Annotated in this window: 3 protein-coding genes; 1 reads left to right on the top strand and 2 read right to left on the bottom strand. The window is 68.7% G+C overall.

What is annotated here, in order from left to right; translation table 11 throughout:
* Positions 1-536 (bottom strand): hypothetical protein (locus tag G6027_RS06220; RefSeq protein ID WP_241726871.1); only part of this gene is annotated, 536 nt, incomplete at its 3' end.
* Positions 537-870: 334 nt separating this feature from the next.
* Positions 871-1,137, bottom strand: coding sequence for a cell division protein CrgA (crgA, locus tag G6027_RS06215; protein WP_182636397.1), 267 nt, complete (start codon positions 1,135-1,137; stop codon positions 871-873).
* Positions 1,138-1,226: 89 nt separating this feature from the next.
* Between crgA and G6027_RS06210 the strand changes: the two genes are divergently transcribed.
* Entirely contained in the window at positions 1,227-1,907 is a 681-nt protein-coding gene (locus G6027_RS06210; protein WP_182636395.1) for an aminodeoxychorismate/anthranilate synthase component II, read from the top strand.
* Positions 1,908-1,933 lie beyond the last annotated feature (26 nt).

The raw sequence follows: 1,933 nt of genomic DNA, 5'->3' as shown, positions 1-1,933 counted from the left end.
GGGCCGCGGGCCTCCGGGCCGCCCGCATCAGAGCCGCCGGGCCCCGGGCGGCCAGCATCAGAGCCGCCTGACCCCGGGCCTCGGGACCCCCCGAACCCCAGGCCCACCAGCCTCTCCATCACCTCGCGTGGATCGGTCCCCAGGTCGCCTCGGGTGAACACGTCGAGCTGCTCCCGCCCCCGGTCGTCCACGTACTCCAGTCGCATGAGGTGCTGGCGCACGCCCCATCTCGCGACCCCGAGCCCGCGCGCCTCGACGACCTGCGCCGGCGGGACGAACACCACGCCACCGAGCTTCTTGATCGCGAGCTGTCCGTCCACCACCTCTATCCGGGGACGCCGCATCAACTGGATCACCCCCGCGGGGACCACGAGCAGCGCCAGGAGCCCGGTGAGGATGAGCCCCAGGGGATCCCCGGTGCTCAGTCCCACCACCACCGCACCGGCGCCGAGGGCGATCTGCGCGGCCGGCCACAGGGTCCCCGGGCCCCACGACGCGGCGTTGTGTCCGCCGGTGGACGCTGCTGCCTCACTCATCCCGCCATCCTCCCTTATCCACAGGCGGAATCCACAGTGTGGATGAATCACACGGGTGGAGTTCGATTCGCGTTCGAGAGGACAGCACCCCGACCTGCGATGTCGTCCTCGTCGTCGTCGTGGAGGGTTTATCCCCAGTGTGGAGGGAGTTGTCCACAGCCTGTGTGGGCGGCTGCGGGCACCGCTAACACCGGTCACTTCGCCGAATACACCACCTTGACCTGCATGGATGTCAATTCGATGAGAAAATGCAGGTCACCCCCCGCGTTGTGCGGGGGGTGACCTGTGTATAAAGCTGTGGAATGCGCGGAACGGGGTTCCGGTGAAGCGGGTGTCAGCGCCAGTTCATGGTCATGAGCAGCCCGACCACGGCCAGTCCGAACCCGATGGCGAAGTTCTGCCAGGTCTCGAGGGACTGCATGAACGGGATCCGCTCACCGGCGATGTAGTAGGTGACCAACCACACGAGCCCCAGGATCATGAGACCGAACATCACGATGAGGTACCACTGCCCCGTGGGCGTCCCCTTGACCTTGACGGGGGTGCGGCTGACGGCCGCGTCTGTGTACTCGGTCTTCGACCGGACCTTTGACTTGGGCATGACGTCCTCGCAATGGTGGGGCTGATCCAGGCCACTCTACCAAGCCCCGCCCGGAACGTTCATCCCGACGACAGCAGTACGCTGCATCTATGCGCATCCTCGTCGTCGACAACTACGACAGCTTCGTCTACAACCTGGTCCAGTACCTGGGCCAGTTGGGCGCGACGTGTGAGGTGTGGCGGAACGACGACGAGAGGCTCGCCGGCCCGGACGGTGGCTACGACCCGGCGTCGCTGGCGAGCGTGGTCACGGAGTTCGACGGTGTCCTGCTCAGCCCGGGCCCGGGCACGCCGGACCGGGCGGGGGCCACGATCCCGCTCATCGGGGTCTGTGGACGCGCGGGCGTCCCGGTGCTGGGCGTGTGCCTGGGACATCAGGCGATCGGTGAGGCTTTCGGTGCCACGGTCGACCGGGCCGCCGAACTCATGCACGGCAAGACGAGCCGGGTCACCCACGACGACTCGGGGGTCCTCGCCGGGATCCCCAGCCCGTTCACGGCGACCCGCTACCACTCGCTGACGGTGCTGCCGGAGACCGTCCCGGAGGAGCTCGTGCCCACCGCATGGACCGGGTCCGGGCTGATCATGGCGATGCGGCACCGCGAACTGCCCGTCCACGGGGTCCAGTTCCACCCCGAATCGGTGATGAGCGACGGCGGCCACCGCATGCTCGCCAACTGGTTGGGCATGTGTGGCGAACAGCCGGCGGAGACCCTGGTGGCGGGTCTGGAGCAGGAGCTCGACCGGGCCCGCGGCGCCGCGCTCGCCTGAGCCGTCCGCCCCGCGGTCCCGCGGCC

It is taken from the genome of Dietzia sp. SLG310A2-38A2 (genome assembly GCF_014145095.1).
In the GTDB taxonomy this organism is placed as follows: domain Bacteria; phylum Actinomycetota; class Actinomycetes; order Mycobacteriales; family Mycobacteriaceae; genus Dietzia.
Note: the sequence above shows the minus strand (reverse complement) of the source record. Positions and strands in the feature narration are given on the sequence as shown.